The sequence below is a fragment of the Aliivibrio sp. SR45-2 genome, from assembly GCF_963890165.1.
Taxonomy (GTDB): domain Bacteria; phylum Pseudomonadota; class Gammaproteobacteria; order Enterobacterales; family Vibrionaceae; genus Aliivibrio; species Aliivibrio salmonicida.
The window spans coordinates 1-14614 of the sequence record NZ_CAWPRC010000172.1; the positions used below are offsets into that span (position 1 = coordinate 1).

General features: G+C 37.6%; 14 protein-coding genes and 2 tRNA genes. 7 read left to right on the forward strand and 9 right to left on the reverse strand.

Annotated features, from left to right (window positions below; all coding sequences use genetic code 11):
• Positions 1-46: 46 nt before the first annotated feature.
• Both AACV33_RS15090 and AACV33_RS15095 read left to right on the forward strand, forming a co-directional pair.
• Positions 47-123: transfer RNA gene (locus AACV33_RS15090), tRNA-Asp, on the forward strand.
• Positions 124-161: 38 nt separating this feature from the next.
• Positions 162-238: transfer RNA gene (locus AACV33_RS15095), tRNA-Trp, on the forward strand.
• Between the two features lie 257 nt (positions 239-495).
• Here the strand turns inward: AACV33_RS15095 and AACV33_RS15100 are convergent.
• From AACV33_RS15100 to AACV33_RS15115, 4 genes are read right to left on the reverse strand one after another with little or no spacing between them, the layout of a single operon-like run.
• Positions 496-903 (reverse strand): type IV pilus modification PilV family protein, encoded by a 408-nt coding sequence (locus AACV33_RS15100; protein ID WP_182699383.1) that lies wholly within the window; start codon positions 901-903, stop codon positions 496-498.
• A complete protein-coding gene (locus AACV33_RS15105) occupies positions 893-2149 on the reverse strand; it encodes a hypothetical protein (RefSeq protein WP_182699384.1) in 1257 nt (418 codons plus the stop codon). The genes AACV33_RS15100 and AACV33_RS15105 overlap by 11 nt, the downstream gene beginning before the upstream one ends.
• Entirely contained in the window at positions 2149-2769 is a 621-nt protein-coding gene (locus AACV33_RS15110) for a PilW family protein (RefSeq protein ID WP_065611507.1), read from the reverse strand. The genes AACV33_RS15105 and AACV33_RS15110 overlap by 1 nt, the downstream gene beginning before the upstream one ends.
• Complete coding sequence (locus AACV33_RS15115) at positions 2747-3262, reverse strand: GspH/FimT family pseudopilin (RefSeq protein ID WP_023603743.1); 516 nt, start codon at positions 3260-3262, stop codon at positions 2747-2749. Before AACV33_RS15115 ends, AACV33_RS15110 begins: the two co-directional genes overlap by 23 nt.
• 151 nt (positions 3263-3413) lie before the next feature.
• On the opposite strand from AACV33_RS15115, the gene AACV33_RS15120 reads away from it, so the two are divergent.
• Complete coding sequence (locus AACV33_RS15120) at positions 3414-3797, forward strand: type IV pilin protein (RefSeq protein ID WP_304503132.1); 384 nt, start codon at positions 3414-3416, stop codon at positions 3795-3797.
• 36 nt (positions 3798-3833) lie between these two features.
• Here the strand turns inward: AACV33_RS15120 and chrA are convergent, their stop codons facing one another.
• Positions 3834-4985: a chromate efflux transporter gene (gene chrA, locus AACV33_RS15125; RefSeq protein ID WP_065611503.1), complete on the reverse strand. Its 1152-nt coding sequence runs from the start codon at positions 4983-4985 to the stop codon at positions 3834-3836.
• 109 nt (positions 4986-5094) lie between these two features.
• Here chrA and AACV33_RS15130 point away from each other — a divergent pair, with 109 nt between their 5' ends.
• Positions 5095-6027, forward strand: coding sequence for a LysR family transcriptional regulator (locus AACV33_RS15130; RefSeq protein WP_182699385.1), 933 nt, complete (start codon positions 5095-5097; stop codon positions 6025-6027).
• A gap of 15 nt (positions 6028-6042) precedes the next feature.
• Here the strand turns inward: AACV33_RS15130 and AACV33_RS15135 are convergent, their stop codons facing one another.
• From AACV33_RS15135 to AACV33_RS15145, 3 genes are all read right to left on the reverse strand, one after another.
• Positions 6043-6231, reverse strand: coding sequence for a YqaE/Pmp3 family membrane protein (locus tag AACV33_RS15135; RefSeq protein ID WP_012549479.1), 189 nt, complete (start codon positions 6229-6231; stop codon positions 6043-6045).
• A gap of 166 nt (positions 6232-6397) precedes the next feature.
• The gene (dapD, locus tag AACV33_RS15140) at positions 6398-7429 is read right to left on the reverse strand and encodes a 2,3,4,5-tetrahydropyridine-2,6-dicarboxylate N-succinyltransferase (RefSeq protein ID WP_182699386.1); all 1032 of its coding nucleotides are present in this window, start codon (positions 7427-7429) and stop codon (positions 6398-6400) included.
• Between the two features lie 397 nt (positions 7430-7826).
• Positions 7827-8117: a YebG family protein gene (locus tag AACV33_RS15145; RefSeq protein ID WP_012549481.1), complete on the reverse strand. Its 291-nt coding sequence runs from the start codon at positions 8115-8117 to the stop codon at positions 7827-7829.
• 214 nt (positions 8118-8331) lie between these two features.
• Here AACV33_RS15145 and AACV33_RS15150 point away from each other — a divergent pair, with 214 nt between their 5' ends.
• A complete protein-coding gene (locus AACV33_RS15150; RefSeq protein ID WP_026025540.1) occupies positions 8332-8967 on the forward strand; it encodes an alternative oxidase in 636 nt (211 codons plus the stop codon).
• Positions 8968-8999: 32 nt separating this feature from the next.
• On the opposite strand, the gene AACV33_RS15155 is transcribed toward AACV33_RS15150, so the two are convergent.
• Positions 9000-9875, reverse strand: a complete 876-nt coding sequence (locus AACV33_RS15155) for a LysR substrate-binding domain-containing protein (RefSeq protein WP_065611499.1) — start codon at positions 9873-9875, stop codon at positions 9000-9002.
• Between the two features lie 135 nt (positions 9876-10010).
• Between AACV33_RS15155 and AACV33_RS15160 the strand changes: the two genes are divergently transcribed.
• The gene (locus AACV33_RS15160; RefSeq protein ID WP_182699387.1) at positions 10011-11000 is read left to right on the forward strand and encodes a TDT family transporter; all 990 of its coding nucleotides are present in this window, start codon (positions 10011-10013) and stop codon (positions 10998-11000) included.
• Positions 11001-11080: 80 nt separating this feature from the next.
• The gene (gene recC, locus AACV33_RS15165) at positions 11081-14500 is read left to right on the forward strand and encodes an exodeoxyribonuclease V subunit gamma (RefSeq protein ID WP_182699388.1); all 3420 of its coding nucleotides are present in this window, start codon (positions 11081-11083) and stop codon (positions 14498-14500) included.
• The last annotated feature ends 114 nt before the right edge of the window (positions 14501-14614 follow it).

A 14614-nucleotide genomic window follows, 5' to 3' on the forward strand; every position in this document is an offset into this window, starting at 1 on the left:
TGACACGTTTTATTTAAGTAATAGCATAATGCTGAATAGACACTGCGGAGTGGTAGTTCAGTTGGTTAGAATACCGGCCTGTCACGCCGGGGGTCGCGGGTTCGAGTCCCGTCCACTCCGCCACTTATTTATAGACAGAGTTAAGTCTTTAAAATAACTATAGGGGTGTAGCTCCAACTGGCAGAGCAGCGGATTCCAAATCCGCGTGTTGGGAGTTCGAATCTCTCCACCCCTGCCATATTAAAAAAGGCTCATATCGAAAGATATGAGCCTTTTTGCTATTTGTAGTTTGAGGAAAGAGCAGTGGATTCCCCCGTCATAAGAACGCGCATGTTTGGAATTCTAATCTCTCCACCCTTGCCATATTAAAGAAGGCTCATATCGAAAGGTATGGGCTTTTTGCCATCTGTAGTTTAAGAAAAGACTCGCGGCTCCCTCCGCCATAAGACTATGTATGTCGGAGTTTGAAATTCTACTATTGTGTTTAATTAACTATTAATCAAATTCGTTGTATTTAGATATGATGGTTTCTAAGGTTACAAATTCTTGGTTTCCATGTCTTGTGTTCCAAGCACTAGATATTGTGATGTGCTTTGCCGAGGCCGAAATTATGCTATCAACGTTCCAGGTTAACATATATGCAACATCATTGATTGTGACTTCATTTGACGATGTAGCAATGGAATCATAAGTAATAGTTCCACCTGCTCCAGAGATTGAGCGACTACGAAATTTTTCTAATTGAGTTTCTGCACTATATAGAGCCTCAATACTCCTTGTCGCATGTTCAGATTTTAGCTCAATAAACGTTTGCAGCTTCAATAAGCCTAATGCACCAATACCAATAATGGTAAATGAAATCATTATTTCAAGAAGGCTAAATCCTTTTTGTCTATAGATCATTCCAAGATCCTTTTTGCCATGTAAAATTGTTGTATTCTTCTTTACGGGCAGATCTTTTATATTTAAATATAATTGAACCTCTGAGTAATGTTGAGGAGTTTGGGGTATCCAAAATTAACCCTCCCGTTGGAATAAAAGCCCCACGTTGAACATGAGAAATGAACTTTGTTTTACCAGTAATATGAGCCGCAGTATCTATATTTTTCCAATTATCTGTAAGGTCGATATTACCCTTTCCATCTACTGGAATGTCAATAAACATATGATAAATGGAACCATGAAAGGTACCTGAACCATCTAAAGCAACGACCCCACCTTCAATAACAAGGTTTCTAGATTCATTTGATAGAGTTGTTAATGAGGAGCCACCCTCAAGATTGCAATCACCAGTGACCCATACTTTATCTGATGTTTTAAATGCATCTGCAATGCGAACATCACAATCAGTTTTACTTCCTGTTATTTGCGTATACTTACTTTTTACTTCTGATAGTTTAGAACGAGGTTTTTGGAAAAATGCTTCAAAAGGATCGTAGTGTTCTTCTTTTATATAATCAGAAAGAAAATTATCAGAAGTAGCGGGATTATCAGTTTTAGAATTTTCTTGAATGTTTGATTGTGTTTCTGGGTGGCAGGTTCCTTTGTAGCCATCATAGGGACCATTTTCTTCAGGATTAAGTGTTTTCAATCCACCAAAACCAAAATTATAATCGATATATCCAGTGTATTTAATGGCCACACATTCATCTTTTTCATTAATTTTCTTACCTGTAACATCAGGATATATATCGATAGAACCATCTATAATCAAATTACCTCTAGCTTGTATCGCTCCGTTTCCATAAGTAATTTTTGGTATTATATTTTTCTTGATTAGATTTTTATTATTTAGTTCATAAGTTAATTGATAGTTAATTGTAGAATTTGCTGAAGATACTGGTTGAGCGTAAAGACGTTCTATTGGATTATTGATATTACACTGAGTATTCATATTACTATACTCAGTAGAAGTATTATTCTTTGATAACAGTGATGGATCTGTTTTACTTTCATTTATAAAGCTAAAAAGGCATTCAATGGCACCTTCTGCCTTCCAATTGCTTTGTTTAGCAATAACTTCATTTTGTGATCTTTTTATTTGATAGAAAGTACTTTTGTAAGTTCCTAGAGATAAAATTAAAGCAGCAAGGATTAGGAGTGATGTCATTATTAAAACAACAGCGCCATTTTGTTTCTCTATATTCATTATTGCCAATTCCTTTGTTTGACACTGAAACTTAAGTCTTTTTTCATTGTTGGTATATTTACTAGTTCAGTATCAAGTTGAATACCAATTATTGATGAGGTTGCAGAGCTTGTGATTAACGGTTTACGTAACACTGAAAAATTAGTTACTTGTATGTTTTGAGTATCAAAAAGTGAATAGCAATTACTAACCGTAGTTAGGCTTTTTATGTTTGTTATGAGTGTTTCTTCTTCACATACTTTTAATTTTTTATCGGAAGATGAGTATTTATATATTACATTTTGGTAAGTTTTTTGTGCTCCAGATAGTTTCTTGTGATACACAAAACCAATACTATTTGGTGTTATTTCTATAATATTTGTCGCAGCCGACAGCTTTACTGACTGTCCATCAGTGCCGTTGTATCCTGCTCTTTGGATATCGTCTTTTATAATTTGCATTGTACTCGTTAGGTTTTGAGCTAGTAGTAATTCTAGACCTCGGTTTTTTGCTACACGTTGCCCATTAATAAAAATAGATCCAACAAGACTAATTGCAATAACCCCAATAAATGAAGCGATCAGAAGCTCAATAAGTGAAGATCCATTTTGTTTGTATTTATGAGCAGGAATTATATCCATAGAGCTCTCCACTCGTATTGTCGTAACAAACTTTTATTCTTCCAGGTGGGTTAGACAGGATAATTTTTAATTTTTTGGTCATATCATTATTAGGATAGAAAATGAATGTGCCTCTGGCTGGTCTTCCTCTAATGCCTTCAAAATTGATCTTTTGGCTATCGTAGTTATGTTGCAAGGTTGTTTTATTAAAATTATTTCCACCCATGTAAGCGATTAAATTACCTGAGATGTTATCTGAATCTCTTAAAGCTAAATTCCATGAACCGGTTTTATTTTCTTCCGTTTTAGGAAATGAAATATGCACCCATAAGTTACTATTTCTTAGGACTGCTTCTGATTTAGCTTGAATTAAAAAACCGTTTAATTCTGTTGCTAAACGTTGCATTTTTACGCTGTTGTTTACTGTGTTGAAGTTTGGTGCAGCAACGGATAGAAGTATGGCCAAAACGGTGATTGTAATTAACAGCTCCAATAAGGTAAACCCGCGATTCATCTCTCAAATCCTTTTGTAAACTATTGATAAAGCATCAATAATTCTTGCTTAAATTATACCAAGTATGAAAAATAGAAAGATATTTAGAGAAGGATAAATAGAAATGATTCTAATAAATAAATGTAACTTATCTCGTGTTCATATAAGGGGTATGACACTGATCGAAATTATGATTGTAATTGCTATTATTGGTTTATTGTCAGCGATTGCTTATCCTGCGTATACAAACCATATATTAAAGGCGAACCGTATCGTTGCCTTAGCTGATATTGCGAAAATTCAATTAGAATTAGAAACGAAATATATAGCTAGTTATTCAGATATAGCTAGCTCTATCGTTAGCGGGGGAACTTGTTCTTTTTGTGAAACACAATCGGATAAATATACTCTGAGCTTAGAGGGGTTAACTGCTACAACTTATACGATTAAAGCTACTCCTATAAAGGTACAGATAAAGGATACATGCTCGGGGAAAACTTATACTGCGATTACTTTAAATCAATTTAATAAAAGTGAGCCTAAGGAATGCTGGTAAACTAAAGGTGGGAATTTATACCCACCTTAATGTTTATCAACCAACGAAAGGCAACATACCACCAGCGGCAATAAAGAAGCCAACCAAACCTACAATGGGAAGTTTAAGTACTTTAAGTAATGCAAAGCCAACAATAACCAATGCCATATCTACCCCTGAGCCAACGGCGCTTGTAAATACAGGGTCATACAGCGCTGCGATTAGTAACCCGACAACAGATGCATTAATTCCCGTAATTGCTCCTGCTAATGCTGGTTTTTGAGCTAGAACCTGCCAATGACTAAATACTCCAAGTACTAATAAAAATCCCGGTAAGAAAATAGCAATGGTTGCAACTAAAGCACCAAGAATTGGCTGTTCACTCCACAATTCATATCCTAAGAACGTTGCAAAGGTAAACATTGGACCGGGAACAGCCTGAGCTGCAGCATAACCCGTTAAAAAGCTATCCGTACTAATTTGGTCGCCAACGATATTTTGTAGTAATGGTAAGACTACATGACCGCCACCAAAGACTAAACTACCTGCTTGGAAGAAATCAGAAAAAAGAAGAAGTAATGGCGAATGATTAACGATAGCAGGTAAAGCAAAGAAACAAAGTGCAAAGATAATTAAGGGTAACCAGTTAATGCCTTTAGATTCTTTTTTAATCTCAGTCACCTTATCTGATTTTAGATAAATTCGACCTATAATAGCGGCAATTAACAGTGCAATTAATTGTGTGCTTATTGAAGGGAGTATTAATAATAAGGTTGCGGTCATAATACATAAAAGTATCGTGATTTTGTCCTTACAAAAACTCTTATACATTCCCATGATGGCATCAGCAACAACAACAACGGCTAATAATTTCAATCCATGAATGATGCCTTCAAAGATGTCATTACCAAAGAATGAATGGCTTATATTTGCTAATAACACCATGATAAGAATGGAAGGTAATGTGAAACCAATTGAAGCGAGTAGAGCGCCAAAGAGTCCTTTTCTGTGATAACCCAAAGCAAAGCCTACTTGGCTTGAACCTGGACCAGGTAAGAACTGGCTCAAGGCGATCAGTTGTGCGTATTCCTCTTCACTTATCCAACCTCGCTTTTGTACAAATTCATTGCGGAAGTAACCGATATGAGCGGCAGGTCCACCAAAGCTAACCCAGCCTAATAAAAAAAATCGCTTAAATATTTCAAACATAATCTACTCAACTTTTGACGTATCATCCAAATTCGGACATTCCATTTTGATGGGATAAAGATTACGAGTTACTATCCAATTATTCAAATCGATTAAATTACTATTAACTATGAATGAAATTAATTGGAAAGCGGTCGACTTAAATTTATTGGTGGTATTTAGAACATTGATGGAAACGAAAAGTGTCTCATTAGCTGCGGATAGATTATTTGTCGGACAATCAGCGATGAGCCATAGTCTTTCTCGTTTACGTGAGTTATTAAACGATCCTTTGTTCGAAAGGCAAGGGCATAAAATGATCCCTACCGCGAAGGCTATTCAACTTTATCCTATGATAGATAAAGTACTACAAACAATAACGGGGGATATTTTAAAGGCAGATACCTTTGAGGCGAGTGAGTTCTCTGGGACCTTTAAAATCGGAATGACAGATTATGCAGAATTACTTTTTGCAGCAGATATTTTTGATGCGATTCATCAATTAGCACCAAAAGCACAGTTATGTTTTACCACGGTAGATAAAGCGAATTACCAAGATAGGTTTGATAGCGAACCACTTGATTTAGTTATTGGTAGCATGAAACCAGAGCAAAAAGAGTTACAGTATCAAAAATTATATACAGAAAAGCACGTATGTATGTGGGATGGTAATCGACATCAATTTAAAACGCCGATAACGCTTGATGAATATATATCGTTACCTCATGCCTTAGTGAGTCCTGACGGTGCATTGAAAACAGGCGTAGATAGTAAATTAAAGGGATTAGGAGTGCATCGTTCAGTTAGCGTCGCTTCTAAGCACTTTTTAACCATCAGGCATCTCATGAAAAAAAGAGATTTAATCTGTGTTGTACCAGAATTAATGGCACAGCTGGATTTGTTCTCTGAGCAATTGGTCCACTCAGAGCCTCCAATTGAAGTTGGGGAATTTGATATTCAATTGATTTGGCAAACTCGTAACAAAGAAAATAAACGCTACCAATGGCTTAAAGAGTTGCTCATTCAAACCATTGAAAAAAGTGTTAGCGCTTACAAAAAATAATACAACGAGTTTTGTTTATCGTCCAAATGCATCTTTAATTTTTTCATCAGTATTGTATTGGCTTAATGCATAAACAGACCAAATAGCGGCAGGGATCCAGCCAATTAAAGTTAATTGTAAAATAAGGCAAATGACGCCACTAAATGGCCGACCGATAGTAAAAAACTGTAACCAAGGCAGTAATAAAGCAAGTAAGAGTCTCATGGTATTTCCTATGTGAATTTATTTTGTTGTTAGTCTTATTAATAAATGGGGTTGTCTTGTGTCTTTTTCAATAAAAATGGCCAGTAACAATAAAGTTACTGGCCACAAGAATACCGTTTCATCAATGAATAGAGCATGAATGCATACTCATATTATTAAGTGAGTATTAGTTGTTGCTGTGTAATTCGCTGTTCAGTTCAATTGCAGATTTATTAGTTAAACATTCGATTTGACCAGTGATAGAGTTACGACGGAACAGAAGATCTGTTTTGCCTGCAAGATCACGAGCTTTCGCGACTTCAACTTCTTTACCTTGGTTATCTAACATGCTTACTTTTGTGCCAGCAGTAACATATAGGCCAGATTCAATCGTACAACGATCACCCATTGGGAAACCAAGGCCTGCATTTGCGCCAAGTAGGCAGTTCTCACCGATAGAGATAACCATTTTACCGCCACCAGAAAGTGTACCCATGATAGAAGCACCACCGCCGATATCAGATCCATTACCCACAACAACACCGGCAGAAATACGACCTTCAACCATACTCACACCAGTAGTACCTGCGTTAAAGTTGATGAAGCCTTCATGCATTACTGTTGTACCTTCACCTACATGTGCGCCTAAACGAACACGAGAAGTATCGGCAATACGAATACCTGTAGGTACAACGTAATCCACCATTTTAGGAAATTTATCAACACAATCGACAGTCAGGGTGTCACCAGCTAGGCGAGCTTCTATTTGGCGATCGGCTAATTCAGGAAGATCGATAGGGCCTTGGTTCGTCCACGCGATATTGTGTAATAAACCAAAAATACCATCCAGTACAGTGCCGTGTGGCTTAACTAAACGATTAGAGATCAATTGAAGTTTCAAAAAGCCTTCAGCAACAGATTGAGATTGTTCATCAGTTGCTAAAACAACAAGAACAAGAGGCTGCTTTGATTGAACTGCCTTTTCTGCGAATGCCGCGTTTGGAACATCCCCGTTTGCTGCAAAAGCGTTAGCAAGTTCAGTGCAAACTTCAGATGTAATTTCAACCGCTTGATTGCCTTCCGTATAACCACTTGCTTTAGCAATAGCGTTAACTAATGATTCTGATGGGTTTAATACTGGGTGTGGGAAAAAAGCTTCAATAATTTTATTGTCGCGGTTTTTTGTCGCTGTACCAAAGGCAAGTGCAAAATGAGCCATGTAATGATTCTCCATTTTCATATCAATAATAGTAATTTATACCTATTTAAATCATTATCCGTTCATTCACATTGGTTCAATCAAATCATCGCTACGTTAGCTGTTTTATTACAAGATTGCGGTCATTAGGATGACTGATTATTAAAATCTCTATCTTGTTTTTAAGTGATTTACCTTATGTAATGAATTTGTCATTTAATTAATTCGATAGGTATTAAAAATAAATCTTACTTCACATCATAAAGATAGTTGCTGTGATATAGAAGAGTGAAATCAGAAAATTTTAATGAGAAAAGGGAATAGAGGTAAGAAAAGGGAATTTAAAGTGGTCGTGGAGAAAAGAAAATAGCGGATCATTAAGCCGCTATTTGTATTTTTATATATCGTATCTTTAGAATTAAGCGGCGTCAGACTCTTCGTCTTTGACGGCTTCAATCTTTGCTTTTTTAGGTACAGGTTTACGTTTTGCGCCCAAAGCTACTAAAACATCTTCTTTGTGCTTAGCCAGGTAAAGAGACAACTCTTCTTGTTTTCCTTCATCTTCAATTAAATTACTTTCATTCAGCAGAGTAAAAAGTTCATCTGCAACATCCAGCATTTTGTCATAAGCATCGGCTTCAGTTTTAGAGGTAAAAGTCATCTTCTCTTCTCCGTTGCGCTCAACTACATATTTGACGATAACAGCCATGGTCGTCTCTCCTATTAAATTAACTGGTGTTTTATACAGTAAATGAGGTTTTTTGTCCACTTGGAGGAGAGAAAGCGAGAGAGAGGTAACGCTAGGAGATAATCGACTGATTTTTTATGGCTAAAATGTAAAAAATTAAATGTAGGAAAATAGTTGAGTAATTTTATTTAAAGTTGTATTTTAAATGCAACTTTAAATAAAGGAGTGCTTAATGATGTCAGATTTTGAACTAAAACATAAAGCGACAACGAAAATGTCAGAGCGTATTGCTTATAAAATTACGCAGTGCTTAAAGTTTCTTTTAAATATTTTTTATGGTTCTCAATATGCAAAGCGTGCCGTTATTTTAGAAACGATTGCTGCGGTTCCTGGGATGGTTGCCGGCATGTTTAATCACCTAAAAGCATTACGTCGTATGAAAGATGATGAAGGGTGGATCCGCGAATTATTGAATGAAGCTGAAAACGAAAGAATGCATTTAATGATATTTTTAGATATTGCAAAACCTCGCTGGATAGAGCGCACGTTGGTTTTATTGGGCCAAGGTGTCTTTATGGTTGTTTATAGCTTTATTTATTTACTCTCATCAAAAGTGGCTCACCGAGTGGTCGGTTATTTTGAAGAAGAAGCTTGTAAAAGTTACACCGAATATTTAAGTAAAATTGATAATGGAGACGTGGAAAACGAAGCTGCACCACAAATAGCGATAGACTATTATCAATTACCAAATGACGCACTACTGCGTGATGTGATCTTAAAGATTCGTGATGATGAAGCAAAACATCGAGATCGTAATCATTCGTTTGCTGACGCTTATGAAAACCACGATCTTCCTGCTCACCAACGTTAGGTATCATTTTTATGGGGCTAGAAATAGCCTCATTAACGTTGAATAAAAGTCATAAAATACTGCAATAATGGCGTTTGATATTTTTCTTTATGAACCAATAACCAATAAGGGCGAGTCAATTTCTTTTCATAAGGAAGCTGAACTAACCGTCCATCATTAATCGAATTTTGAGCGGCTAATTGAGATAAACACGCGAGCCCCATATTTTCAGAGCAGCAATTAATAATGGCTTCGGTGGTGTGAAGCTGTAAGGACTCATGCCAATCATTTAAATTGGATGCAATATGATTAAGGAAATACTCCCGGCTACCAGATCCTTCCTCTCTTAATAACCAAGTTGAGTTTTCTAAGTCTTCTAATGTAATTATTTTCTGCATAGCTAACGGGTGAGAAGGGGCGCATACTATGTACATATCATCCTGTTGCCATTCAATCATGTTTAGCTTGGGATGATGTGCTTTCCCTTCAACTAAGCCAATATCGAGTTTGAATTCCAACAGTCGATTAATGATTTGAGCGGTATTTGAAATAAATAATTGTTGAATATCACAAGGGTGTTGTTGTTGGAATTTACTCAGTAAAACTGGTGCGATATGATTACCAATCGTATCACTGGCACCAATGTTTAATGAACCAGTCAACTGACTATCAGCAGTAAATTGATGCTCGATAGCTTCCGCTCGTTCTAGTAATTCATCCGCTAAAGGAAGGAGTTGGCGGCCTTCACTATTTAACACTAAGCGATTATTTACGCGATCAAATACTTTGTAACCCAAATTCTTTTCAAGTTCAGACAATGAAAGGCTCACCGCAGGTTTTGTAATAAACAGTCGCTCAGCCGCTTTGGTCATTGTTTTTTCTTGAGCAATTGCCGTAAATACATTGAGTTGTTTTAGTGAAATTCTCATGACAGGAAGTCCTAAATACTAATAGATTATCATCGTTAAGTTTATTTTAACGTAGTCTTTAATTTATTCAAATTTTATTAATGATTGACTGGTAGTAAACTGGCTTCATCGTTAAATAGTAAAGAGAACAATGTCATGCTTAATTACACAAAACAAAAAATAGCAGGCGCACCAACACCAATGGCAGGGTTAGCTCTTGGGATCGCCAGTTTAGGCTGGTGTTGGGAGAATGCTCTTCCTTTCCATGGATATGCTCAATGGATTTCAGCAGCAATAGCTTCCGTATTGTTACTTATTTTAGCTGTTAAATTTTTATTACACCCAGCAGTATTGTGGAGTGAGCTTGCACATCCTGTTGTCGGTAGTGTTGCCCCAACGTTTGCTATGGGGACGATGGTTGTATCAAGCAGTCTTGGGCATTTTTATCCAGCGGCTGGTGATGCTTTATGGCTTGCTGCAATTGCACTTCATCTTATTTTCTTAATCTCTTTTATTTATCATCGAGCAAAAGATTTTGAACTACACCACATGGTGCCAAGTTGGTTCGTTCCACCTGTTGGTTTAGTTGTGGCGGATGTTTCTTTTTCTGGTAACCCTGCCTTAGCACCAGTAGCGCATTGGATATTAATGTTTGGATTAATTATTTATGCCATCATGCTACCAATTATGATTTATCGTTTAATGTTTTGTAATGAAGTTCCTGACGCTGCAAAACCAACGATTGCAATTATGGCAGCACCAGCAAGCTTATCTTTAGCGGGCTATCTAACAGTAACTGCTTCACCATCGCCTGTGATTATTGCGCTTTTATTTGGGATTGCTGTATTAATGACAAGCGTAATTTACATGGCTTTCTTTAAATTAATGAGACTTCCATTTAGCCCAGGCTATGCAGCATTTACCTTCCCTATGGTTATTGGTGCAACGGCATTATTTAAAACGGCGAACTGGATGTTATCTCAAGGTGTCGTTGCTGATTATGTCTACCAAGTCAGAATGCTTGCCGTTGTTGAATTAGTGGTAGCAACCTGTGTTGTTAGTTATGTTGCTGTCCATTATCTAGCTCATTATCGTCCGATTACTCGAATGACAAATCGTTTAGCAAACCCTAAACACGCACACTAAACTCGTAATCTTTTTCTCTTAAAACACATCCAGTTACGTTAAGCTATAGAGACTTTCATTTCTTTATAAGCGAGCTGGGTGTGTTTACTGTTTATCATTCAAATCAACTTGATGTTCTTAAATCTCTTGTCGTTGAATTAATTCGTCTAAACCCTCTTGATAACCCATTTGAGCAAGAACAAATTCTCGTTCAAAGCCCGGGTATGTCGCAATGGCTTAAAATCGAACTCGCAAAAGAGTTAGGCATTGCCGCCAATCTTACTTTTCCACTTCCAGCTACTTTTATTTGGGACTTGTTTACTCAAGTTTTGGATGACGTGCCAAAGCGCAGTGCTTTTAATAAAGAAGCCATGACGTGGAAGATCGTGACATTATTACCAGAGTTATTAAAACAAGATGAATTTGCGCCACTGCAACGCTATTTAGAAAATGATGACAAACAACTGAAGTGCTACCAACTCGCTGCAAAAATTGCCGATATCTTTGACCAATATTTAGTATTCCGCCCAGAATGGGTCCAAAAATGGGAAGCCGGTGAAGAGGTTACTGAATTAGAAGGCGAACATCCTTGGCAGCCTATTTTATGGCAAGCGCTGTATGATCAAACCCTAGCACTGGGTCATTCTCCTTATCATCGTGCCAATATGTTCGAGCACTTTATTGAAACTCTAGAAAATTATTTGCAAACGGGAACCTTGCCAAAAGGCATGCCTAAGCGTTTATTTGTGGTGGGTATCACTTCATTACCTCCTCGTTATTTAGATGCGCTAGCGGCTCTTGGGCAACACATTGATGTGCATTTAATGTTTACCAATCCTTGTCGTTATTACTGGGGTGAAATTCGAGACAGAAAGTACCTCGCTCGTTTAGAGGCGCGTAATCGTCTGCAAGTAAAATGGTTAGATGATCACAGTGAGCAAATCGGTGATACGGAGCAATTAAAAGGATCGCTTGATGCAAATTTTGAAGATGAGCTGCACACTTCAGAAGTAGGTAATTCACTGCTTGCATCATGGGGGAAATTAGGTCGAGATAATCTTTGTCTATTATCAGAAATGGAAGCGCAAGAGATTGATGCTTTTGTTGATGTAAATAATGACAATCTCTTACATTCTATCCAATCTGATATTTTAAATTTAGAAGAACGCAGTCGTGATGATGTGCTTGATAACAGTGAGCACAAGCAACCAATCAGCGCTGATGATCGTTCGATTCTTTTGCATTCATGTCATAGCCCAATGCGTGAAGTAGAAGTATTGCATGATCAATTATTGGATATGTTTGCCAATGATCCAGAATTAAAACCTCGCGATATTATTGTGATGGTGGCAGATATCAATGTGTACAGTGCGGCGATCCAAGCCGTCTTTGGTAACGCAGCATTCGATCGCTACATTCCTTTTGCTATTTCCGATCAAAGTGCCGAGCAAGAAAATCCAGTGTTATTGGCCTTCATGAACTTAATGGCGTTACCTGAGAATCGTTGTGGTTTATCAGAGCTATTAAGTTTGTTGGAAGTTCCTGCGGTCATGTCACGTTTTAAATTTAATGCCGAGCAGTTTGAAATAGTAAAGCGATGGGCAGAAGAAACCGGTATTCGCTGGGGATTGGATAACAGCACCTCTGCGCATTTTGATCTTCCTGAACATAATCAAAATTCATGGTTATTTGGTATTCAGAGAATGTTGCTTGGTTATGCGATGGAGCAAGACGCGGGTTTATTTGAAGGCATGGCGAGTTACGAACAAGTGCAAGGCATGAATGCCGAAATAGCAGGTAACTTAGCGCACTTTATTGATCAGCTTTTGACTTATCAGATCACCCTAGGCCAAGCGCAAACAATTAATGCATGGCGCACCATTATTAACCAACTAATGGACGATTTTTTACTTGTCGAATTAGAAGGTGAGTTGGTCGTTAAAAGCATTCGAGATCAATTGCAAAAACTGGAAGAAAATTTAGAAGATGCGGGTTTTGAAGCGCCAATTTCAGCGGCAATTATTAATAATTATCTGAAAAACAATTTATCAGGTGGTAAAGCGAGTCAGCGTTTCTTAGCGGGACAAGTAAATTTCTGTACCTTAATGCCGATGCGTTCAATTCCATTTGATGTGGTCTGTTTACTTGGTATGACGGATGGGTCTTATCCGCGAACCATGCCAGTTGAAGGTTTCGATTTAATGCAGAAACGCATGAAACCGGGTGACCGTTCTCGTCGAGATGATGATAGATATCTGTTTTTAGAAGCACTGCAATCGGCGAATAAAGCGTTTTATCTCAGCTATATAGGTCGCTCTATTCGAGATAATACAGAAAAAGCCCCTTCTGTTTTGGTGAGTGAACTGCTTGAGTATTGTCAGCAAAGTTATTGTCTAGATGGCGATAGTGAGCTGAACCCTGAAGAGTCTGCTAAACACCTAGTTAAAAAATTAACAATAGAGCATCCATTAGTCCCATATAGCCAACAGAGTTTTGTGGGTGATAACACCAGTTATGCCAGTGAATGGCTACCAACCGCAAAACTGGAAGGAAAAGCTGCGCCAGAATTCCAAACTGAACCTTTAGTATTTTCACCCGAATCAAAAGAGCTTGAATTAACCGAACTACAACGCTTTTGGCGCTTGCCTGTAGCCTATTTCTTTAACCGTGGTTTAAAAGTATTTTTTGAAACGGTAGAGAGTCGAGTGGAAGATGATGAACCGTTTTCTATTGATGGCAGAACGGGTTACAGCATGAAATCAGAGTTGTTAGAGGAGTTATTGGCCTATGATGATCCTAACCAAGTATTGCAGTTAAGTCGTGAGTTTTATCAGCAACAAAAAGCGCAAGGAAAATTACCTATTGGTAGCTTTGGTGAGATCGCGGCAGATAAAGAAGTGAACACCGTAAAAGAGTTAGTGGCCCATATTCAACCATTAACAACATCACCATTAGAGGATCAAGAAGTGCGTTTACGCTTTACTTTTCCTCATGGTGAAATGGAATTGCAAGGTTGGCTAAAACAGCGTTATCAAGCGGGAATGCTGCGTTATCGTGGGGGTAAAATTCGTTCTCATGAAGTTTTAGCAACGTGGATTGATCACCTTTGTTTGTGTGCGATGAAGCAACAACAGTTTACTCACCTGTTTGGCACCGATGCGATTTATCATTTTGAGCCAATCGAAACAGAAAAAGCGTATCAACATTTAGAAGTGATATTAAGTCTTTATATTTCTGGTAACTGTGCGCCATTGCCTTATTTACCAAAAGCCGCGTTGGCCGGACTAGAAGCACACATTGATAAAAAAGGTGTGTGGAATGACGATGAAGAAACTCATGAAAAAGCATTGAAAAAAATGGCTGATGAATACAGTGGAACTCGTTACGCGGGTGAAAACAGCAATGATTATGTCATGCGTATGTGGCCTGAGTGGAGTGACGAATTAGGTCAGATTATTTTTGATAACGCGAAAAACGTATTACATGATGCCTTGTTACACAGTGAGAAAGAAAAGCGGTAATTTAAAACAAAGCAATGCTTAAGAAATAAGGTATTGAAGAAGAAGCACGGAAGAAAAGAGTAGGGTGGCCGCCAGTAAATCATTTTTAGTGTAGGGCGTTCGCTGTACGGCCAC